Source organism: Paenibacillus sp. GP183 (assembly GCF_900104695.1).
GTDB lineage: Bacteria > Bacillota > Bacilli > Paenibacillales > NBRC-103111 > Paenibacillus_AI.
On record NZ_FNSW01000001.1, the window covers coordinates 4,650,085 to 4,670,427 of the forward strand.

Consider the following 20,343-nt stretch of genomic DNA (forward strand, 5'->3'; position numbering starts at 1 on the left):
AAATTTCAGGAAGTTCCAAAACGTTTCGGTTTTTAAAAAAATGCCAAATACATGTTTTGGAATTGTTTTTTGCCGCAATCCGAAACGTTTCGGATCATCAACATTATACAGCTTAGAGAGGTGAACCCATTGGATTATCGGGTCATAAAAGAGAACGATCTCTTCTTGATGACGGATAAGAACGGTGATATCCCTATGGAGAATCCGTCCGGGTTCGGTTTGTACACCAAGGATACCCGTTTTATCAGCAGGATGGAAATCGCGATTAACGGGATGAAGCCGCTTCTGCTTTCTTCGTCGGCCGATGAGAATTATATCGCCGTGCTTCGGTTGACGAATCCCCATATGGAAAAAGATGGAGAACTGATTCTGTGGAGAGAATCTGTTGAGATTACAAGAAAGCGTTTTATTTACAAAGGGGGGTTGTACGAATCCGTCCGATTGACGAATTTTTATCCGAAGGATGTAAAATTCAATTTTTCCGTATTATTTGAAAGTGATTTTGCGGATATGTTCCAGGTTCGCGGATTCCAAAATGGCATGGTTGGGAAGAAAACGGGAGTTTCCATTCAGTCCAGAAGCTTATCCATCGGATATTTGGGAGCCGATCAGATTCAGAGAGAAACACGGATTAAATGGGATTCTGATGAAAGTGCTATAAGCGAAGATGGTTCTATCCATTTCGACATTAGTCTCGCTTCCAGGCAGTATAAAGAAATTTCGTTCTTCATCGCACCTGTGATTAATGGAGAAGTTCCCGTTGAATATGATCCCGAACAAGCCTTGAAGCTCCTCGAGGATTCCTACGCGGATTGGAATGAGAGCTCTACTGCAGTCAACAGCGATTCAGAGCTGTTTAATCAGCTGTATGATCGAGGTGTGCAGGATCTTCGCGTGCTGCTTACTGATCTTGGTTACGGGCATTTCCCGGTTGCCGGTTTACCTTGGTATGCGGTTCCTTTTGGACGCGACAGCTTGATTGCCGCTCTTCAGATGCTTTCCATGAATCCGCAAGCAGCCAGAGGCACTCTTCTCACTATGGCCGCTTATCAAGGTCGCAATCACGACGAGTGGCGCGATGAAACCCCGGGTAAGATTATGCATGAGATACGCTATGGAGAGCTCGCTAATACCAATCAAATTCCATTTACACCCTATTACGGAACTATTGACGCGACACCGCTGTTCTTGATATTGGCTGCTGAATACTATCATTGGACAGACGATATCGGGTTCATTGAGCAATTGATGCCTCATCTCATCCAAGCGCTTTCTTGGATCGATCAATTTGGCGACATGGACGAAGACAGCTTCGTTGAGTACTTTCAGACTTCGTCCAAAGGAATCGCGAATCAGGGCTGGAAAGATTCCGGTGATTCAGTTGTTCACGCCAATGGGGATTATGCAAAAGCTCCGATTGCATTGGTTGAGGTACAGGGTTATGTGTATCAAGCCAAAACCAGATTGGCCCCTATCTTCCGCAGCATGGGCAAAATGGATTTAGCCGATAAGCTTGAGGTGCAAGCACGAAATTTGCAGATCCGTTTTGAGCAGTCTTTTTGGATGGAAGACGAGAACTATTATGCGATAGCCCTGGACCGGGATAAACGTCAGGTTCATTCGGTAACATCGAATCCGGGTCATGTCCTTATGTCCGGCATCGCTGCATCCGATCGTGCGAAAGCTGTGGCTGAAAGGCTTATTGCCAGCGATATGTTCAGCGGATATGGCATACGCACGATGAGTATGGATTCAGCGGGCTATAATCCGATGAGCTATCATGACGGCAGCGTATGGCCGCATGACAATTCGTTGTCTTTGCTTGGGCTCAGCAGGTTAGGATTTGTGGATGAAGCAATCACTATCATCGAAGGTCTTATGAGAGCAGCATCCAAATTCGAATATGGACGTCTTCCTGAGCTGTTTTGCGGCTACGAAGACAATGTCGGATACCCCGTGCCTTATCCGGTCGCATGTTCACCGCAAGCATGGGCGGCTGGTACGCCTCTAGTATTCCTGCAGGTGCTGCTAGGTATAGAGCCGGATGCGCTGGGAAAGCGTATATATCTAAGGCCGACTTTATTGCCGCAGATGAATGAGCTTCAGGTTTCACACTTGCGGGTAGGTAAGGGCGCATTAAGCCTGAGGATTCAGCGAAATAATGGCGAGGAGCTTCCGAAGGTTGAAGTTCTTTCCAACACTACAGGTTTCGAGCTTCAATACTAACAGGGTTTAATTGCAATTATCATAGATGATCAAGCAAAGGGAGGATTTTTTAGATGAAAAAATGGTCTAATGTTTTGCTAATTTCTACTGTTGCTTCCGCAATGGCACTTACTGGGTGCTCCAACACAACAAAGACGCCTGCGGCATCTGGCGGTGCATCTGCTACTGCAGCTCCGACGGCAGCAGCGAAAACAAGCGAGCCGGTTACTGTCAGCTTGGCCGGATGGGGATCCAGTCCGGAAGAAGGAGATTTGCTGAAGCAAGTATTGAAAGACTTCGAAACCAAATACCCGAACATCAAAGTCAAATATGAAGTCATCGCTGACCAGTATATGGATGTGATGAAAACAAGATTGATCGGCGGCCAAGGTCCTGACGTTTTTTATTTGGACGCTTTTGAAGCCCCCGCTCTCATTGCCAAAGGAGTCGTTGAACCGCTTGACGGTTATGTTAAACCCGAATTCGATGTGGCCGACTTTGAACAGCCGCTGCTGAATGCTTTCAAGGTGGATGGCAAGACTTACGGATTCCCTAAAGATTTCTCTACACTTGCCATGTTCTACAACAAGAAGGATTTTGAAGCAGCAGGCATCACTAAGCCCCCTGCAACCTGGGAAGAGCTTCAAGCTGCAGCCCAGAAGCTGACCAAAAAAGAAGGCGACAAAGTCGTGCGTTACGGAATGGGTGTTGCACCTGAGCTGGCTCGTCAAATGTTTATGGTGCAAGCATTCGGCGGTAAAGTGTCCGACGACAAAGGAAATGCGGCTTTCGCAACTCCGGAAGGATTAAAGGGTTTGCAGCTTGTCATCGATCAGCATAATGTTGCTAAAACCTCCGGAGAGCCCAAAGAAGTAGGAGCAGGATGGGGAGGAGAGATGTTCGGCCAAGGTAAAGCCTCCATTGTATTTGAAGGGAACTGGGCGATTCCTTACCTGGCTAACACTTTCAAAGATATTCAATATGGCACAGCGGAGCTTCCAACCGTTAATGGAAAAAAAGCCACTATGGCCTACACCGTTGCTTACGTTATGAACAAGGCGTCCAAGCAAAAAGAAGCGGCATGGACATTAATTTCCTATCTGACCGGTAAAGAAGGAATGAAAACCTGGACCAGCAAGGGCTTTGCGCTTCCAACCCGCAAATCTGTCGCACAACAGCTTGGTTACGACAAGGATCCTCTGCGTGGAGCACTTGTTGCCGGCGCATCTTATGCAACTCCTTGGCAAGCTGGAGCAACACTTCCAACGATCATGACTAATTTCAATAATCAATTCGTCGATGCATTCTTAGGCAAAAGCGCATTAGGAGATGCAATGAAAAAAGCTCAGGATACAGCTAATAAGGAAATTGCAGCTAGTAAATAACGAAAAATACAAGAAATCTTGACTTGCTATTAAGGAGGGAGGAATCTCCCTCCCTACTTTTCATTTGTAAGGAGGTGCTGGAAATGAGAAGGCATGGATGGAGAAAAAATCTAAGAGATGTGCTGACTGGGTACACGTTTATGTCTCCGGCTATTTTAATTTTAGGCACATTCGTATTTCTTCCTGTGATCTATGCCGTATATCTATCCTTCAACAAGGTAAATCTGCTGGGAGATGTAAGCTACAAACTGATTTGGTTCAAAAACTTTGCGAGAATCGCCCAAGACGAAAGAGCTTGGATTGCGCTTAAAAACACGGCGTCCTTTGTGCTGTTTGTTGTACCCTTACAATCTGTACTTGCCCTTTTGCTTGCTTCCATTCTGAACGCGAAGCTGAAAGGGAAAAATCTCTTTCGCGTGATTTTTTTCTTGCCCACCGTAACATCATCTGCTGTACTAACGCTCATCTTCATGTGGATATATAATTCGAATGGCCTGCTTAATCACATATTGTCTATTCTGGGGCTGCCTGAATACAACTGGCTGGGTGATCCTGCTGTTGCACTGAAGGGCATCATGCTCATGAATATATGGTCTACCGCTCCTTACTTTATGGTCATTTATTTGGCTGCCTTGCAAGACATACCTGATTCGCTTTATGAGTCAGCAAAGTTGGACGGCGCAAACGCTTGGTCAAGATTTATTTATATTACTTATCCGATGCTGAAGCCGGCGACTTTCTTTGTTGTCGTCATGGGGATTATCGGAACTTTTCAATTATTTGATCAATCCTACATTTTCTCGGCGGGCTCCGGAGGTCCGAATAATTCGACATTAACGCTTGCTCTGTTGATCTATCAATATGCCTTCAAAAACCTGGATATGGGCTATGCTTCCGCTCTGGCGGTTTTACTGGCGATCGTTATTATGGGGGCAACTCTGATCCAGCGCAGATTATTTACTGAAGAAAAACTGAACTAATCATTTGGCGAAAAAGGGGTGAACCCGATGCAGAAGCAAGAAAGATTGTGGTTTCTCAAATGGATCATGTATGCAATGTTGATTGCATATTCCGTGATTACACTCGTTCCATTCCTATGGGCACTGTCGTCTTCATTCAAAACATTGTCCGAAATTGTTGCCGGAGGACTTAACTTTATCCCGAAACATTTCACCTTTCAAAATTATTCAGATATTTTTATCCGCGAACCGCTTTTTTTGCGCTGGATGTACAACAGCATGCTGGTGGCCGTCATTGCTACGGCAAGTAATCTCTTTATCAATTCGCTTTCAGGATATGCGCTTGCCCGAGTCAATTTTCTTGGCAACAAGACGATGTTTTTACTGATATTGGCGGTTCAGATGATCCCGGGACAGCTAACCATTGTGCCCGCTTATTTGATCTTAAAACAGCTCGGAATGCTCAATTCGTACTATGCGTTGACATTGCCGGTTATGGCCAACGCTACATTCATCTTTATGATGCGCCAATTTTTCATCAATTTCCCCAAGGAGCTGGAAGAAGCCGCAGAGCTTGACGGGCTAAGCCGTTTCGGCACATTCCTGCGGGTTGCGCTGCCTCTGGCAGGACCCGCGCTCGCCGCTCAAACGATTTTTATCTTCATGGGGACATGGAATGAATTTTTGAAGCCCTTGATGTTTGTATCGGATAAATCCATGTTTACGCTGCCGCTCGGACTGAATACGTTTAAAGGTCAAATGATCAGCTACTGGAATTACATCATGGCCGCTTCGATGGTCTTCACGATTCCTGCGATAATCATCTATGCCTTCTTCAACCGCTTTTTCATTAAAGGAATTACTTTTACCGGAACCAAATAGAAGTTGAAAAATGAGGGCGCCTTGAATAATGGGCTGCCCTTTTTTTGTTGTTGCTTCCTTGTAAGCTTTTGTGTGAAAATCAGGAAGAAAAGGAGTGGAGAGCATGGATCAAATTCGTAATTTAAAACAGGAAGAATTATCCGAAAGCATGGCCCTGTCAGAGTTTGCTTTTCAATTTGAGCTTGCGGAAGAGGCAAGAAAAGAACGAATCCGTGGACTGAAGCCTGACCGAGTGTGGGGTTATTTTGTTGATGGACAATTAGCATCCAAGCTGACTGTACTGGAATTTCATACATGGCTTCAGGGCAAGTCCTTTGCCATGGGAGGATTAGCCGGGGTAGCCACCTGGCCGGAATTCCGGCGTAAGGGAATGGTGGGTCAACTGCTGAGGCACGCCTTGAAAGCCATGAAAGCTGCAGGAGAAACAGTTTCGTTTCTTCATCCTTTTGAATTTTCTTTTTATCGCAAATATGGCTGGGAAACGTATGTCCACTTTCTAAAATATGAAATTCCGACCGAGCAGCTGCCTCGATTCGATATGGAAGAGGGCACTCATATCCAAAGAATTAGCAGCAAGGATTGGAAGCTTCTGAACAGCGTCTATGAACAATATGCAAAAGGCTACAACGGAATGTTGATGCGAGATGAGGAATGGTGGACCAACCGTTATTTCAAGCTCAAAAAAGGGAATGCCGTTACATATCGCAATCCGCAAGGGGAGTTAAAAGGCTACATGTACTATCAGGTCATGGATAAAACCTGCACCATACATGAGCTTGTTTTTCTGGACGAAGCAGCACGCCGGGGATTATGGAAATTTATTGCCAATCATGATTCCATGATCCAAAAAGTCATTTTGCAAGCGCCATCGGATGATAAGCTGCCTTTTCTATTGACCAATCCCCGGATCAAGCAGGAGATTGTCCCTTATTTTATGGCGAGGATTGTGGATGTTGAGAATTTCATAAAACAGTATCCATTTGCAAAAGCAGGAGTTGGAAAACCGTTGTTTATTCAAGTTTCCGATCAGCATGCTGAATGGAACAATGGCTTGTTTGAAATTCAGGTTAACGATGCCGGGGAAGCGAAGATAGTAAAGCATAGCGATGAGAAAGATACGGACAAAGGCGCTGTACCTTTGATCTGTGATATACAAACACTAACTGCATGCTTGATGGGCTACCAGAAGGCAGCTTTTCTCCAGCAAATCGGCCGAATTCAAGGAGATACTGCCGATGTTGGGCGATTGGAGAAGTTGATCCCGGAGCGTTCAACCTACCTGGCGGATTTCTTTTAATAATTGAAGGAAAATCATGATGACTTAGCGCGCCTATTTACTGGAAGCATGTTTTTCATTCTTCCAGCACAAGAGAAAAAGTAAACCGGTGCTGGAAGGATGTTTTTCATCGTTCCAGTAGCAGTTCTTGGCCCAATGGGCTTCTTTTTACTTCTGGAAGCATGTTTTTCATTCTACCAGCACAGGAGAAAAAGAAAACCGGTGCTGGAAGGATGTTTTTCATTCTGTCACCATTAGAGGGTTACGCCAAAGCGGCAAACGGGACTTCTCGCCAATCTGAACCCGCTTGAACCTGTAGGTTCAAGCGGGTTTTTTTACTTGCCCGTCATTCATTTGGATCATGCGCTTTGTGCGGCGGCGCAACAATCGCAGCTCTGGTCTGATTCTCTCCTAGACCAAGGTCCAGGTTGAATAACAGTCGCTGGTCCGTTTTGTTTCAGACGTTTCTTGCCTAAAATAAAGAATATAAGATCAAGTACGAGAGGCGGAAATTAAGATGTCTTTGAACAAAACGAGCGGATTGGCGCTGCTGCTGATTTTAATAGGAGGTCTTGTGCTGTTTAACAAGCTGGGCTTTCATTTTCACATCATGGGTTATCTGGTGCCTTTAGCTATTGCCGGACTAGGCTATGTTGGAATAAGGAACGGCAAAAAGATAGGCTGGTTCTTCATGATACTGGGAATTGTGATATTGGCTGCAAAGCTGTCTTGGCTGTTCTCGATTGTATTTGCGGTGCTGCTCATTGGCTTTGGGATTTCAATGATCAAACGACAAACCAATTCCGGCAGGTATGATATCTAGCTGATCCTAGATTTGAAAAAGGTTGGGGGGCTTTATCTAATGGGAGTAATGATGAGAATACGGGACTTGGCCGAATCGGCCTGGCACGACTTCACCGAGCGCGCGACCGATCCGCAGCGCGAAGACAGCCTGCTTGCCGCGAAGCGCAAGCAATTGCAAGAGACGGAGCGTCTGTATGAGCAGACGCTCCAGCAGGCCATCTCCCTCCGGCAGCAGCAAAGCAGCGCCGCAGAGATGGCCGCGAAGCGCGGCGAGCAAGCGGAGCTCGCCTTGAGAGCGGGCGAAGAGACGCTGGCGCGTCTCGCGCTGCAAGAGAAGCTGTTCGCCGAAGCGAGCGTCAGCGAGTGCGGCGCGCAGTACGCGCAGTGCCAGGACGCGGTGCTCGCGCTGGCGGAAGAGCTTCGCCTGCAGCGGGCCGACTTCACCGAGGCGAGCAAGCAGCGCGAGGCGTACTCCGCGCAGGCAGGCTCGTCGCAGCAGCGGCGCATGGACCAGCGCAGCGCGGCGCAGGCGACGATGCGCGAGCTTGGCATCGCGGGCCGGGAGATCGGCTGCGATGTGGGCGAGGCGCTCCGCGAAGCGGGCAGCGTCCTGCAGCGGGAGCTGCGGGACATGCGCTGCAAGGAGCGGCATGGCCGCAAATAGCGGCGGCTGCGGCTCCGGCTCCGGCTTTGTCATGCGGGCAGCGGCCAATTTCGCTGCAGCGCCCTAAGGTTGACATTCCCGCTGTAACCCTGATAATCGGTGCCATCAGGGAGCTTTTTCTCACAAGAAAAGCATCTTGGAGGCTGTACTATCTTGTGGTATGCTAGGAAAGGTATAAAAGCCATAGGGCAGGATAGTGCCGCTGTGGCTTTTGCTTTATGCAGGGACTTAAACGCGCAGCTAGAGGAGGTGTGAGTAATGGAGGAGCCAACGAAAAACAACCGTAACCGGAACACGGCACTGGTGCTGATTGGAGCCGGTCTTTTTTTGCTGTTGGATCATACAATCGGCTTTTTTCCCATTCTCGCGGCTTTCCTGGTGCTGCTCGGTATTCATAAAATTCGTTCGCATTCGGACCGCAAAGGCTATTTATGGGTAGTCATCGGGGCCGTTATTTTGCTTGGAAACAGTTTTTCCTTCGTCGTTGCCATAGTTCTTATATCCCTTGGTTTCTTTTATATCAGATCCAAAAAGGTCCACAGGGACCATACCTATGTGAACAAGCAAAAGGTGATCGACAGCATACGTCTCGGCAAAGAGCCCTGGATTCTCAAGGACAGCAGTATTTGGTACGTTATCGGGGAAACCCATATTGATTTGTCTTTGGCCATTTTGGAGAAAAAAGAGACGACGCTTATCCTGCAAGGGGTTTTAGGCGATATCGATATCATTGTTCCGGAGGATATCGGTGTGAGTGTTCAAGCCTCCGTCGTATTTGGCCAAATTGATGTGGCGGCGCACAAGGAAGCAGGGGTGATGAACAAGCTGTTCTGGCAGTCCCCGAACTATGATCAGTGCGACCACCAGATGAAACTTATCATTTCATATATCGTAGGAAACATCGACATCAAAATTTTGTAATGACTTGCAAAAAGAGATGAGGAGGGTCATCGCCCTTGGACGGCTATAAACGCAGACTGACGAATATGATATGGCGCAGCATGGGCGAGTCGATCCTCTTCAGCCTGGTGATTTTGGGTGTGATCATCTATTATTTGGATTCTCGCGGATATCTCATGCCCTTAAAGGATTGGCAAACCGGCATTACGTTCAGTTTGATGGTGATCGGTTCCGTGATCGGGATCGGCGGCATATATGGATATTGGTACAGCAACCGCATCACACGCAGACTGGAACCTATTATGGAAACCATGCTATTATTGGAAAAGGGCAACTTTGCACGCGCAGGCTTCAAGCTCGGTGAGGATGAAATCGGAAGGCTCGGCGAGCAGCTCGAACGTGTTACGATCAAATGGGAGGAACAAGTGACCTCCCTGCAGCGTTTGTCCAATGATAATGCGCAGTTGGCGGAGAAGGCCAAGTTTTCGGCAATTAATGACGAGCGCCAGCGTCTAGCCAGGGAGCTGCATGATGCGGTCAGCCAGCAGCTGTTTGCCATCTCGATGACAGCAACTGCGGTTGGCCGCACGCTTGAGAAAGATTTTGACAAGGCGCAGCGCCAAATCCATTTGATAGAAGAGATGGCTGCTGTTGCCCAATCGGAGATGAGAGCGCTGCTGCTTCACTTGCGGCCTGTTCATTTGGAGGGCAAACGGCTTTCTGAAGGGCTGGTTGAGCTTCTGCATGAGCTGCAGGCCAAGGTGCCTATGGATATTTCCTGGGAGATGGATGAAGAGATTCGCCTGCCGAAAGGCATCGAGGACCATCTGTTTCGCATCGTTCAAGAAGCGTTATCGAATGCGCTCCGCCACTCCAAAGCTTCGATGCTGGAGGTCAAGCTGCTTCATCGTCCGGACGGCATCCGGCTTTCAATTCGCGATAACGGCGTGGGCTTTAATCTGGATGCCAAGAAGCATACATCTTACGGCATTGTATCGATGAAGGAGCGGGTCAATGAAATCGGGGGCTCTTTGAACATCATCACGGCACCCGACCGCGGAACGAGAATCGAAATTCGAGTTTCGATATTTGTTGAAGGAGATGAAGCGGATGGATGAGAGCAGCATCAAGGTACTGCTGGTTGACGATCATGAAATGGTTCGAATCGGCCTCGCGGCTGTACTGGGCACAGAAGACGGCATTGAAGTTGTCGGTGAAGCCGGCAACGGACATGACGGCATTCGTCTGGCGCAGGAATATAAGCCGGAAGTCGTGCTGATGGATCTTGTGATGGAAGGTATGGATGGCATCGAGACGACTCGCAGACTTCTCCAGATTCACCCTGAATGCAAGGTTATCGTGCTGACCAGCTTTCTCGATGATGAAAAAATGTACCCGGTCATAGAAGCCGGTGCTTTTAGTTATTTGCTCAAAACGTCCCGCGCTTCCGAGATCGCCTCGGCGATTCGTGCGGCCGCCAAGGGGCAGTCGATCCTGGAATCGCAGGTTGCGTCCAAGATTATGAACCGCTTCCGTCAGCCAAAAGCTGTTCCCGAACCTCATGAAGAGCTGACAGACCGTGAAATGGAAGTGCTGCGGCTCATTGCAGCCGGCAAATCGAATCAAGATGTCGCGGATGACTTGTTCATTGGTGTTAAAACCGTTAAGTTTCACGTAACCAACATACTAGCCAAGCTCGGTGTGGAAGATCGCACACAAGCCGCTATTTATGCCTTTAAACATGGATTGGCCGAATAAGGCCCGCAAAGGGGAGAACAACAATGATCCTGCTCAAAAAAATGGGAAGCTGGCTCGGCTCCATCGCTATCGCTTTCGTATTGGTGGTTTTCCTGGGCGTATTCATTTTTCAATCTACCAAAGTACTGGGTCATTCTATGGATCCGACTTTACATGATACTCAAAAGGTATACGTGTCCAAATTATCGCATACTTTTGCTCAAGCGCCGGATTATGGCGATATTGTCATTATAGACAGCCGTGTGGATCAAAAGCGGACCTTGATGAATGATTTGCTGGACAGTCCGCTGCTCAGCTTATTTCTTAAAGCGGACGATCGGCATGTATGGATCAAAAGAGTCATAGGGAAACCCGGAGACACGCTGGAATTTAAAAACCACAAAGTATACCGCAACGGTCAGGTCCTGGACGAGCCTTATGTGAAAGAGCAAATGATTTTTGAATCGGATAAACAATGGGTTGTGCCCGAGGGGCATATCTGGGTTATGGGAGATAATCGAAACAACAGCTCGGACAGCCGGGTGATCGGCTTTATTCCGCTGGATCATGTGCTGGGGAAAAAAGTATTTTAAATGAAAAAGGGGCTGACCTAAGTCATTTCGTGGCTTTTGTTCAGCCCCTTTTTCATTTAAGCTTATCCGCATCCTTGTGCCAATTCTGTATCCTATAATTAATTGGGGTTAAACTGGAACATAATAAATAGGAGATCCATGTAAACAAGCGGAGGCATTTCGACCAAGTCACTCATAGGATAGCATTAAAATTGCTTCTTGTGGAGGCGAAGGCGGATGATTCGCAAACGGGTACCTTCGATGGATGACACGGTAATTTACAGATTGATCAACCAGGAAATCGTCCCATTTTCCAAAAAATACAAGAATCATTCGTCCATTTCATTTTCATCGATTCAACAACGATTATTGCGAAACACCACTTTCGTATATGCAAAAGGCAACCGCAGTCCGCTGGGCTTCATTTCGATATTTATCAAAAATCGCATCTTGCTGGTGGATATGCTTGCCGTAAACTCCAGATTCCAGGGACGCGGTCTGGGAAAGCAGCTCATGCTGGAAGCGGAACAGTTTGGTTTGAAAAAAAAGTGCAGGACTGCGAGACTTTTTGTGGATGACTCCAACCCGAAGGCAATCGGTTTTTATGAAGCCTTGGGCTATTCGAGCACTCGATATGTGACCGAATTGGGCTGTTATTTAATGGACAAATCGCTTCTGCCCGTTTAAAAGTTGAATCAATCTCCTAATTTAGGTATGCTACGTAATATACATTCCAACAGAGAAAGAATGATGAGTGATGAGTGGAGCCGTTTTTTTTATTTTTGGTGCAACAGGTGATCTTGCCAAAAGAAAGTTGTTTCCCGCATTCTACAGCTTGTATCGCGAGGGAAAGCTTGGTGAAAATTTCGCGGTAGTTGGATTGGCGCGCAGACCGCGCACGATTGAGCAGTTTCAAGCGGACGTCAAACAGTCGATCGATGAGTTTGCTCGATATAAAATCGATGATGAAGCAAAATGGACAAGCTTCTCCAAGCATTTTGAATATATGTCTCTGGATATTAACGATATGGAAGGGTTCAAAAAGCTGAAATCGCTCACGGTCGGTCTTGAAGAGAAGTTCCAAACGGGAGGCAATCGGTTATTTTATCTGGCTTTGTCTCCGGAGCTTTTTGGCAATGTGTCCTTGAATTTGCGTGAAGGCGGCCTTGTGGAAACCGAGGGATGGCATCGTCTCGTGATTGAAAAGCCATTCGGCTATGATCTGGAGTCCGCGGAGAAGCTGAATGGACAGCTTCGGGAAGTGTTCGAAGAGAAGGATATTTACCGAATCGATCATTACCTCGGCAAGGAAATGGTGCAGAACATTGAATTCGTACGATTTGCCAATGCCTTTTTTGAGCCGCTCTGGAATAACAAGTACATAGCCAATATTCAAATTACATTAAGCGAAACGGTGGGTGTGGAAGAGCGCGGCGGCTATTATGACCACTCAGGCGCACTGCGCGACATGGGGCAAAATCATATGCTGCAGATGCTGATGATGATGGCTATGGAACCTCCGAGCAGAATGCATTCGGAGGATATCCGCGACGAGAAGGTGAAGGTGCTTCGTTCGCTCCGCTTGTTTGAAACGGCAGAGGAAGTACGGGAGAATGTCGTCCGTGGACAGTATAAGGATGGAACTTCTGCCAACGGGAAGCCGATGCCCGCTTATCGCGAGGAGGATTCGGTTAATCCTGAATCTGCGACGGAAACCTATTTTGCCGCCAAGGTGTTTGTGGATAACTTTCGCTGGGCAGGTGTGCCCTTTTATATCCGCACGGGCAAGCGGCTTCCGGTCAAAACGACAGAGGTCGTTGTGGAATTCAAGAATATTCCAAGCAATGTATACCTAGCGAAAAAGCACGACCTGCAGCCGAATTTGCTTGTTTTCCGCGTGAATCCGATGGAGGGAATCTATCTGAAAATGAATGTGAAAAAGCCGGGCTCGGAGGGGGTCATTATCCCGATTGCCATGGATTTCTGCCAAAGCTGCCAGGTGGGAATTAATACACCGGAAGCCTATGAACGTTTATTGCATGATGCCGCTCGCGGGGATTCGACCTATTTCACGCGTTGGGACGAGGTTTCACTGGCATGGGAGTATGTCGACCGGATCGCCAAGGCTTGGTCGGAGCGCAAGGATGATTTGAAATTTTATCCTGCCGGTTCCTGGGGACCCAAGGAAGCCCAAGAGCTGCTCGCTCGGGATGGCTTCCAATGGTGGCCGGTCAACGGGCAGAAAGAAGGAGAAGTCGAATGGGTGGTAACCGTTTGAGGAGGACGAGGCATGAAGATTTATGATATCTCGATGACGATTGACGAAGGCATGCAGGTTTATAAAAATAAAGCAGAAAAGAAGCCTGTAATTGTCAATGTGCAAAATTACTCCAATGCCAAAAACTATGAAAGCAAGCTAACCCTGGATGTGCATACGGGTACTCATCTGGACGCTCCGCTGCATATGATTGATGGAGGGGCAACGATTGAAACGATTCCGCTGGAAAGCCTGGTGGGTCCTGCTCGCGTGCTGGATCTCTCTCATGTGGAAGAGGGAATAAGCCGAAGCGATCTGGAGCCATTTGCCCTGCAGCAGGGGGAATGGATTCTGCTCAAGACTCGCAACTCCGCTTCGGAGGAATTCGATTTCAACTTTGTTTTCCTGCGTGAGGATGGAGCGGAATATGCGAAAGAGATAGGTCTTAAAGGCATCGGAACCGATGGCCTTGGCATCGAAAGGGCTCAGCCCGAGTATGGAACACACAGAACCCTGATGGCGAATCATATTCTCATTGTGGAGGGGCTTCGTCTTAAGGATGTCCCAGCAGGAAATTATTTTATGGTGATTGCACCGCTTAAATTGACTGGAATCGAAGCGGCTCCGGCGCGCGCATTTCTCATCGGAAGCTGAAGGCTGCATCATCGCCTAAATCCTCTGAAACCCCATGCCCAAGGGGTTTTTTTATGCTATAATGAGAAATTAGAAGGTAACTTGTTAATGAGGTGGGAAAATGTCAAGACGTTCGTTTCTTAGATGGCTGCTGGTGGCAGCTGCCTCTTTGATCGGGCTTAGCGCCGGATTCGCGAAATGGTTTTCCAAACATGCTTTTGTGGAACAAGAGACCGCGCAAGCTGCAACGTCAATTCCCGGCACTCCATCTCCAGAGCTTCCTTCCGGCGATATAAGCACAGTACAAACAGCAGCATTAGGAGAACCGCTGCTTTCTTATTTTGTATTCAGCGATTTGCACATTTCCAGCTTAGATTCCGCGACATCGATTAAACTCAAACAAGCATTGGATGATCTCAAATCCTTTGACTCCAAAGTAGAAGCCATCTTTATGACGGGAGACTTGACGGATACCGGTACAGCCCAGGACTTCAAAGTGCTTCGCACCATACTGGACAGCTACAAGCTTCCTCCTTACCATGCAAATATGGGGAATCATGACTATTATTCGGTATGGCTCAACAAAAATAACGCATGGGATAAAGATACGTTTCCCAACGGCAAATCGGATGCCCTTTCCAGGGAACAATTTAATAAGTTTTTTGGTTATAAGAAGCCGTACAACGAGGTTAACTTGAATGGTTATACCTTCCTGCTTCTTTCCCAGGAAACCTATATCCAGGAGAAACCAGAGGTCGGCGAAGGGGCCTGGTATTCGGATGAGCAGCTTAAATGGCTGACCGAGAGGCTTGCAGCTTCGTATGATCCTGCCAGGCCCATATTTGTCATGATCCATCAGCCGCTGCCTGCGATCGGGGATGACGGCGGAACACATCAGTTGATACGAGCCAAGGAGTTTCGGCGCATCCTAAAGCCCTACAAGAATGTGTTTGTGCTTTGCGGCCACCGCCACATGGATTTTCAAAACGGGACCCCTCATTATGTGAAGGAGACGTTTCATTATTTCCATAACTCTTCTGTCGGCAGACCGCTTAACCGGAATTTTCAGGCAGAAACCAAAACGAAATCGCAAGGATATTATGTACAGGTATATGCGGATAAAATCGTGTTTCGCGGCAGAGAATTCAGCGATCGGAGCTTTCTTCAAGAAGCCGAATGGACGATTGATTTGCAGCCTGCCAAAGCATAGACGAGCTGCAAGCCAAGGCTATACAAAGAAGGGAATAAACAAGATGACTACAGGGTTAAGCAAGGAACTGGAAACCGAGGTCGCCAAACGGCGCACTTTTGCGATTATTTCTCACCCGGATGCGGGGAAAACAACATTGACGGAGAAGCTGCTGCTTTTCGGCGGCGCGATTCGTTTAGCCGGTACGGTCAAAGGGCGTAAAGCCAGCAAGCATGCGACATCGGACTGGATGGAGATCGAAAAGCAAAGAGGGATTTCCGTTACCTCCAGCGTTATGCAGTTTGATTATGAGGGACACCGGGTCAATATATTGGACACTCCCGGTCACCAGGATTTCAGTGAGGACACGTTTCGCACATTAACCGCAGCGGACAGCGCCGTGATGCTTATCGACGTTGCCAAAGGGGTGGAAACCCAAACGAAGAAGCTGTTCCAGGTTTGCCGCATGCGCGGCATCCCGATTTTTACCTTCATCAACAAGCTGGATCGCGAGGGGAGAGATCCTTTTGACCTGCTTGAGGAGCTGGAGGAAGTGCTCGGCATCCGTTCATATCCGATGAATTGGCCTATTGGCTCCGGCAAGCAGTTCTGTGGTGTGTACGACAGGGGCAAATCGCAGCTTGAGCTGTTCCAGGGTGATGACCACAAGCAAATTAAGGTACGCAAGGTCAGCGGCGTAGACGATCCGTTAGTGAAGGAAATCGCCGGAGAGTTTTTGCATAAGCAGCTAAGCCAGGAAATCGAGCTGCTCGATGGAGCTGGCGATCCTTTTGATATGGAAAAAGTAATGAAAGGCGAGCTCACTCCAGTGTTTTTCGGAAGTGCAATTAACAACTTCGGTGTGCAGACGTTTCTGGAAAACTTCCTGCAGCTGGCACCTCAGCCTGAACCGCGCAACAGTAATGCAGGCGTGATTGAGCCGACCAAGCCGAAGTTTTCCGGGTATGTGTTCAAAATCCAGGCGAACATGAATCCCGCACATCGGGATCGCATCGCCTTCCTTAGGATTGTTTCGGGTAAATTCGAGCGCGGCATGTCCGTCCGCCACAGTCGTGCAGGCAAGGAAATAAAGCTGTCCCAGCCGCAGCAATTCCTGGCTCAGGATCGCGATATCGTGGATGAAGCTTTTGCGGGTGACATTATCGGGTTGTTCGATCCGGGAATTTTTCGCATCGGCGACTCGCTGAGCCAGGGGGAAGAAGTGATCTTTGATGAACTTCCAACCTTTTCGCCGGAGCTGTTTAGTAAGGTTACCGTCAAAAATGCGCTCAAGCATAAGCAGTACCAAAAAGGAATCGACCAGCTGACGGAAGAAGGTACGATCCAGGTATTTACGACTATCGGCTTTGAGGACATCATTCTCGGCGTTGTCGGTCAGCTGCAATTCGAGGTGTTCGAGCACAGGATGAAAAATGAATACGGCGTGGACATCCAGCTTATGCGGCAGAATTATCAGTTTGCCCGCTGGATCGTCGATGAAAAGGTTGATCCCGGCAAATTCCGCATTAACTCCCAGCTCGTGAAGGACAAGAAAGGCAATGACGTCGTTCTTTTCGAGAGTGAATATGCACTGCGTTCCGCGATGGAGAAGAATCCGACAGCCAAGTTTCTGCCCAATGCACCTTAAGGAAGATATACATTATGAGGCCGCTTTCTCTGGTCTTTGACGCTTGTGCGTTAAGGGTCGGAGGGAGGGCCTCTTTTTTGTTGGCTGAGCTCGTAGTCTATAACCAACCTTCCGCCGAATACATACAATAGGGGTAGAAATTGCATAAAGGATGTGTATTCGCAGCATGCATATATGTATAGTCGCTCCTGAGCAAATCTCCGTTCCGCCGCCGGTTTGGGGATCGGTGGAAATTTGTATCAATGAGATCGCCCATAGGATCGCCAAGCATCATAAAGTGACTGTGATCAGCCGGGAGCATTCCCGGTTTAAACCCATAACACAAAGTGGAAACTTAACGATTCTCCGGGTAGCTTCCGGAAGCAGGCAGCGCTATTTAAATGCGGTGCTTCAAACATTAGAAGGTAAACAGTTTGACTTGATCCAAGTGGACAATAGACCTCGCTATGCGGCTGCAATCAAACGATTGTTTCCAGATACGCCGGTCTCTCTTTTTATGCATTCTCTTGTGTTTGCAACCCCTCCGGAAGCATCGGTAAAATCTTCTGCCATCTGTCTATCTAAAGTGGATCTAATCATCGCTAACAGCGATTCATTAAAAAGCCAGATTGCCAGATTATTTCCGAGTCAAAGCCATAAGGTGACAACAGTGCTGCTCGGAGCGGATTTGAATCGGTTTCGACCGCCAACTCCACTTGAGAGGTCATCAATGAAACGAAAATACAAGGTGGAGGACGGATTTAATGTCCTATTTGTAGGAAGAGTGATCCCCAAAAAAGGTCTTCCCGTCTTGATCCGGGCAGTGCATCAAGCCAGACGCAGCCTGCCGGATATAAGACTCATAGTCGCGGGTGGTGAGCAGAGGAAGGGCTATATCGCTTCACTTAAACAACAGGCTAAACGCCTAAAGGTACCGGCCCTCTTTTTGGGGAAAATCCATCATCACAAGCTGCATTCCATTTATTGGCTGGGTGATTGTTTTGTCTGCCCCTCTCAAAAGCACGAACCATTCGGTCTAGTGAATGTTGAAGCTATGGGCAGTGCGGTTCCGGTTATTGCTTCGGCCAATGGCGGCATCAAGGAGATTATCAGGGATGGAGAAAATGGCATGCTGGTAAGCACCTATCACAGAGCTAAAGAGTTTGCGCATAAAATTGAATCACTGGCGCAAAACGAGAGCTTGGCGAAGAGGCTTGCCATGCAAGCGAGATCAGATGCCCTTCTCAGGTTCAATTGGAATGTAGTGGCGAATTCCCTGTTGAAGGTTTATCAGCAACATCAATAGCCGAAGGAGGGCCGACCTCATGCGCAGATTTGTTCACAGCAAATGGGCCAAAACAAGAGCCATCCTTAAAGACAGCTCCAGTGTGGTCGAATATGTTCCCGATACAAGCTGCTTGAACATGGAAAGCTTAAGGCAAATGTTGAATAAATATAAAATGGTTTACATCAAACCGAATATCGGCACGTTCGGTAAAGGTGTAATGCGCGTAGAGTGGAACGAGACGGCAGAAACACCTTACAGCTACCAGTCCGGTAAACACATCAATAGTTTTGTACAATTTGAACCCATGTTCAATTCGATAAGCAAGGAAATTGGCGATAGAAAATATTTGGTGCAAAAAGGCATTGATATGCTGAAGTTTAAGGGGAATCGGTTTGATCTGCGAGTGATGGTGCAGCGTACCCCAAATCAGTACTGGGAAAGCACAGGGATTATCGGGCGTGTAGGTGATCCCCAAAAAATAGTAACCAACGTTCATAACGGAGGCTCTTTACAACCAATCGAGGTCTTGCTCTCGAGTTATTTGGATAATGACGAGCGAAAGAGCTTTATCGCCAAACTCAGAAGACTCGGAGTCCAGGTCGCAAAAGCCATGCGGCGGTCATATAAAGGCATTAAAGAAATCGGTGTGGACATCGCATTGGATACAGATCTTAAGCCATGGATACTTGAAGTGAATACACTGCCTGATCCTTATATTTTCAGACATTTGAAAAATAAGCAGGTTTTCTATAAAATTCGGCGATATGCCAAATTCTATAACCGGCTGTGAGCTTTTTCGCAGCCGGTTATTTGCTGCTCTTTTTTGATGCAAAAAAGGATTGACAATGACAGCGCTATAATGAGAAAATGTACGCGCGTACATAAAAGTGATTACGATTGAAAGGCGGCCTCTGAAATGGTAACCAGAAAAGAAGTAGCCAAGCTGGCTGGCGTTTCAGAAGCAACGGTTTCACGTGTGTTTAACGGATTAGGCCCCATGAAGCAAGAAACCCGGGAAACCGTCCTACATGCAGCAAAAAAACTGAATTATCACCCCAATGCGATCGCTCAAAGCTTTGCCCGCAGACGCAGCGGAAACCTCGGGGTTGTGCTGCCTTTTACACCTAAGGTACATCTCTTTTCTACCTATTATTTCTCCGAAATACTAAGCGGTGTCGGTGAACAAGCTCGCGAGATGGGCTATGACATCTTGTTGATGCTGCTCTCTCCGGAGGAAACCATCGACTACGCGCGTTTATACCGATCCCAAAAGGTAGATGCCTGCGTCATACTTGGCTCAATGGATACACCGGAGCATAGACATTCCCTTCACCAGCTGTGCGAGCTTAAATTGCCTTTTTGTCTGGTGAATCAGCATTTTAACGGGATGGACATTAATGAGATTGATGCAGATCATGTAGTTGGAAGCTATCATGCTGTGCTCCATTTGCAGAACCAAGGATACAGCCGCATAGCCTTCCTTAACGGCTCGTCGCTCTACTCCAACAGCCGTGATCGGCTGGAAGGCTATCATAAAGCGATGCGAGAAGCCGGCCTTAACCATGGGGTTGAGCTTCTGTTTGAAGGCAATTACAGCCGCAAAAGCGGCTATTTGGCAGCAGCAGAGATCTGGGAGCGGCGCGCTTCCATCGATGCAGTGTTCGCCGCAAATGATCGCATGGCTATCGGACTTGTCCAAGGCCTTCGCGAGAGGGGGTGGGAAGCCGGCAGGGATTACGGCTTAATCGGGTGCGATGACTCTGATGCAGCCAAGGTAAGCAGTCCGCCGCTCAGCAGCATCCATGTGCCATTTTATGAAATGGGGAAACAAGCCGCCCGTGTGGCTTTGGATCAAGCTGCCTCAGGAAATCGTATGCAGATGGTTAAGGAGAAGCTGCCTACTCACATCGTTATTCGCGAATCTTCCAGAATAAACAGTTGAAGTTCATTGAGACTTGTTATTAA

General features: G+C 47.7%; 19 protein-coding genes. All 19 read left to right on the forward strand.

Translation table 11 applies throughout. From position 1 onward, the window contains the following. Window positions 1–129: 129 nt before the first annotated feature. The 19 genes from BLV33_RS23035 to BLV33_RS23125 all read left to right on the forward strand — a co-directional run bounded on the left by BLV33_RS23035 (window position 130) and on the right by BLV33_RS23125 (window position 20,320). A complete protein-coding gene (locus tag BLV33_RS23035) occupies window positions 130–2,226 on the forward strand; it encodes an amylo-alpha-1,6-glucosidase (protein ID WP_090797454.1) in 2,097 nt (698 codons plus the stop codon). A gap of 53 nt (window positions 2,227–2,279) precedes the next feature. Then, window positions 2,280–3,590, forward strand: coding sequence for an ABC transporter substrate-binding protein (locus tag BLV33_RS23040; protein ID WP_090797456.1), 1,311 nt, complete (start codon window positions 2,280–2,282; stop codon window positions 3,588–3,590). An 83-nt stretch (window positions 3,591–3,673) separates the two neighbouring features. Next, window positions 3,674–4,570, forward strand: coding sequence for a carbohydrate ABC transporter permease (locus tag BLV33_RS23045; protein WP_090797457.1), 897 nt, complete (start codon window positions 3,674–3,676; stop codon window positions 4,568–4,570). A gap of 27 nt (window positions 4,571–4,597) precedes the next feature. Next, on the forward strand, window positions 4,598–5,431 hold the full coding sequence (locus BLV33_RS23050; RefSeq protein WP_090797459.1) for a carbohydrate ABC transporter permease: 834 nt from the start codon (window positions 4,598–4,600) through the stop codon (window positions 5,429–5,431). Window positions 5,432–5,534: 103 nt separating this feature from the next. Continuing rightward, a complete protein-coding gene (locus tag BLV33_RS23055) occupies window positions 5,535–6,728 on the forward strand; it encodes a GNAT family N-acetyltransferase (RefSeq protein WP_090797461.1) in 1,194 nt (397 codons plus the stop codon). Window positions 6,729–7,224: 496 nt separating this feature from the next. Next, complete coding sequence (locus tag BLV33_RS23060; RefSeq protein WP_090797463.1) at window positions 7,225–7,530, forward strand: LiaF transmembrane domain-containing protein; 306 nt, start codon at window positions 7,225–7,227, stop codon at window positions 7,528–7,530. Window positions 7,531–7,581: 51 nt separating this feature from the next. Then, on the forward strand, window positions 7,582–8,175 hold the full coding sequence (locus BLV33_RS23065; protein ID WP_290439085.1) for a PspA/IM30 family protein: 594 nt from the start codon (window positions 7,582–7,584) through the stop codon (window positions 8,173–8,175). A gap of 258 nt (window positions 8,176–8,433) precedes the next feature. Next, window positions 8,434–9,096, forward strand: a complete 663-nt coding sequence (gene liaF / locus BLV33_RS23070; RefSeq protein WP_090797467.1) for a cell wall-active antibiotics response protein LiaF — start codon at window positions 8,434–8,436, stop codon at window positions 9,094–9,096. Window positions 9,097–9,131: 35 nt separating this feature from the next. Then, a complete protein-coding gene (locus tag BLV33_RS23075) occupies window positions 9,132–10,193 on the forward strand; it encodes a sensor histidine kinase (protein ID WP_090797469.1) in 1,062 nt (353 codons plus the stop codon). Beyond that, a complete protein-coding gene (locus BLV33_RS23080) occupies window positions 10,186–10,833 on the forward strand; it encodes a response regulator transcription factor (RefSeq protein WP_090797471.1) in 648 nt (215 codons plus the stop codon). The genes BLV33_RS23075 and BLV33_RS23080 overlap by 8 nt, the downstream gene beginning before the upstream one ends. 23 nt (window positions 10,834–10,856) lie before the next feature. Beyond that, complete coding sequence (lepB, locus tag BLV33_RS23085; RefSeq protein WP_090797473.1) at window positions 10,857–11,405, forward strand: signal peptidase I; 549 nt, start codon at window positions 10,857–10,859, stop codon at window positions 11,403–11,405. Window positions 11,406–11,621: 216 nt separating this feature from the next. Then, window positions 11,622–12,071 carry a GNAT family N-acetyltransferase gene (locus tag BLV33_RS23090; RefSeq protein WP_090797475.1) on the forward strand — a complete coding sequence of 150 codons (450 nt, stop codon included), beginning with the start codon at window positions 11,622–11,624 and terminating at the stop codon, window positions 12,069–12,071. A gap of 70 nt (window positions 12,072–12,141) precedes the next feature. Beyond that, a complete protein-coding gene (zwf, locus tag BLV33_RS23095) occupies window positions 12,142–13,662 on the forward strand; it encodes a glucose-6-phosphate dehydrogenase (RefSeq protein WP_090797477.1) in 1,521 nt (506 codons plus the stop codon). A 12-nt stretch (window positions 13,663–13,674) separates the two neighbouring features. After that, window positions 13,675–14,295, forward strand: a complete 621-nt coding sequence (locus BLV33_RS23100; protein WP_090797479.1) for a cyclase family protein — start codon at window positions 13,675–13,677, stop codon at window positions 14,293–14,295. A gap of 100 nt (window positions 14,296–14,395) precedes the next feature. Next, window positions 14,396–15,484 carry a metallophosphoesterase family protein gene (locus BLV33_RS23105; protein ID WP_090797481.1) on the forward strand — a complete coding sequence of 363 codons (1,089 nt, stop codon included), beginning with the start codon at window positions 14,396–14,398 and terminating at the stop codon, window positions 15,482–15,484. A 43-nt stretch (window positions 15,485–15,527) separates the two neighbouring features. Continuing rightward, the gene (locus BLV33_RS23110) at window positions 15,528–17,111 is read left to right on the forward strand and encodes a peptide chain release factor 3 (RefSeq protein WP_090797483.1); all 1,584 of its coding nucleotides are present in this window, start codon (window positions 15,528–15,530) and stop codon (window positions 17,109–17,111) included. Between the two features lie 166 nt (window positions 17,112–17,277). Beyond that, the gene (locus BLV33_RS23115) at window positions 17,278–18,396 is read left to right on the forward strand and encodes a glycosyltransferase family 4 protein (protein ID WP_171909265.1); all 1,119 of its coding nucleotides are present in this window, start codon (window positions 17,278–17,280) and stop codon (window positions 18,394–18,396) included. Window positions 18,397–18,415: 19 nt separating this feature from the next. Continuing rightward, window positions 18,416–19,168 carry a YheC/YheD family protein gene (locus BLV33_RS23120; RefSeq protein ID WP_090797487.1) on the forward strand — a complete coding sequence of 251 codons (753 nt, stop codon included), beginning with the start codon at window positions 18,416–18,418 and terminating at the stop codon, window positions 19,166–19,168. A gap of 126 nt (window positions 19,169–19,294) precedes the next feature. Then, window positions 19,295–20,320 carry a LacI family DNA-binding transcriptional regulator gene (locus tag BLV33_RS23125; RefSeq protein ID WP_090797489.1) on the forward strand — a complete coding sequence of 342 codons (1,026 nt, stop codon included), beginning with the start codon at window positions 19,295–19,297 and terminating at the stop codon, window positions 20,318–20,320. The last annotated feature ends 23 nt before the right edge of the window (window positions 20,321–20,343 follow it).

What these genes read in the sequence shown, in the direction of transcription:
- BLV33_RS23100 (WP_090797479.1), top strand. Translation starts at nt 13,675, where the DNA reads ATGAAGATTTATGATATCTCGATGACGATTGACGAAGGCATGCAGGTT.
- BLV33_RS23055 (WP_090797461.1), top strand. Translation starts at nt 5,535, where the DNA reads ATGGATCAAATTCGTAATTTAAAACAGGAAGAATTATCCGAAAGCATG.
- lepB (WP_090797473.1), top strand. Translation starts at nt 10,857, where the DNA reads ATGATCCTGCTCAAAAAAATGGGAAGCTGGCTCGGCTCCATCGCTATC.
- BLV33_RS23120 (WP_090797487.1), top strand. Translation starts at nt 18,416, where the DNA reads ATGCGCAGATTTGTTCACAGCAAATGGGCCAAAACAAGAGCCATCCTT.
- BLV33_RS23080 (WP_090797471.1), top strand. Translation starts at nt 10,186, where the DNA reads ATGGATGAGAGCAGCATCAAGGTACTGCTGGTTGACGATCATGAAATG.
- BLV33_RS23105 (WP_090797481.1), top strand. Translation starts at nt 14,396, where the DNA reads ATGTCAAGACGTTCGTTTCTTAGATGGCTGCTGGTGGCAGCTGCCTCT.
- BLV33_RS23065 (WP_290439085.1), top strand. Translation starts at nt 7,582, where the DNA reads ATGAGAATACGGGACTTGGCCGAATCGGCCTGGCACGACTTCACCGAG.
- BLV33_RS23090 (WP_090797475.1), top strand. Translation starts at nt 11,622, where the DNA reads ATGATTCGCAAACGGGTACCTTCGATGGATGACACGGTAATTTACAGA.
- BLV33_RS23125 (WP_090797489.1), top strand. Translation starts at nt 19,295, where the DNA reads ATGGTAACCAGAAAAGAAGTAGCCAAGCTGGCTGGCGTTTCAGAAGCA.
- BLV33_RS23115 (WP_171909265.1), top strand. Translation starts at nt 17,278, where the DNA reads ATGCATATATGTATAGTCGCTCCTGAGCAAATCTCCGTTCCGCCGCCG.
- BLV33_RS23040 (WP_090797456.1), top strand. Translation starts at nt 2,280, where the DNA reads ATGAAAAAATGGTCTAATGTTTTGCTAATTTCTACTGTTGCTTCCGCA.
- BLV33_RS23110 (WP_090797483.1), top strand. Translation starts at nt 15,528, where the DNA reads ATGACTACAGGGTTAAGCAAGGAACTGGAAACCGAGGTCGCCAAACGG.
- BLV33_RS23050 (WP_090797459.1), top strand. Translation starts at nt 4,598, where the DNA reads ATGCAGAAGCAAGAAAGATTGTGGTTTCTCAAATGGATCATGTATGCA.
- zwf (WP_090797477.1), top strand. Translation starts at nt 12,142, where the DNA reads ATGAGTGGAGCCGTTTTTTTTATTTTTGGTGCAACAGGTGATCTTGCC.
- BLV33_RS23060 (WP_090797463.1), top strand. Translation starts at nt 7,225, where the DNA reads ATGTCTTTGAACAAAACGAGCGGATTGGCGCTGCTGCTGATTTTAATA.
- BLV33_RS23045 (WP_090797457.1), top strand. Translation starts at nt 3,674, where the DNA reads ATGAGAAGGCATGGATGGAGAAAAAATCTAAGAGATGTGCTGACTGGG.
- liaF (WP_090797467.1), top strand. Translation starts at nt 8,434, where the DNA reads ATGGAGGAGCCAACGAAAAACAACCGTAACCGGAACACGGCACTGGTG.